Genomic DNA, 467 nt, shown 5'->3' on the forward strand with positions numbered 1-467 from the left:
GACTCCATGTCCTGACGCTGGGGAACTGGCCGGATCGGTTACGTGCCGCAGGTTTTGCCAAACGCCCTGTCATAATCGCCTGATCCCGGCTAGTTCGAGCTCAAAGCCTACTTTCGATTTCCTCCCAGATGTACGCGTAGTTGTACTTCAACCAACGAACCAGCACTTTATCGAACTGGCGACGAAACCAGTTTCGCTCCCTAGCTTCCAGCCTTTCCTCAATCGATTCTCTGAGTATGTCGGGGTCGAAACCCGTCCATATCGGAGGCACAGGTGCAACGAGATTGGTAAAGCACACCGGCGCGACCTCGGAATAAAGAATTGAGTAAAGGATTTCAGGGTCTACACCTCTCACCTTATTCGCCAAATAATCATATTCCACGGGAAAATCATTGAATGGCTCGGAAAGAGCGGCTCTAACTTTTGTCAGTTGTGGCTCGGTCAGAAGATGTCCCAATGTGTGAGCT

1 protein-coding gene is annotated in these 467 nt (G+C 50.7%); it reads right to left on the minus strand.

The features are described from left to right. Window positions 1-100: 100 nt before the first annotated feature. Window positions 101-457: a hypothetical protein gene (locus J5M71_RS28025; RefSeq protein WP_122507813.1), complete on the minus strand. Its 357-nt coding sequence runs from the start codon at window positions 455-457 to the stop codon at window positions 101-103. Window positions 458-467: the final 10 nt, after the last annotated feature.

The sequence above is a fragment of the Pseudomonas sp. 43(2021) genome (assembly GCF_017490805.1).
Lineage (GTDB): Bacteria > Pseudomonadota > Gammaproteobacteria > Pseudomonadales > Pseudomonadaceae > Aquipseudomonas.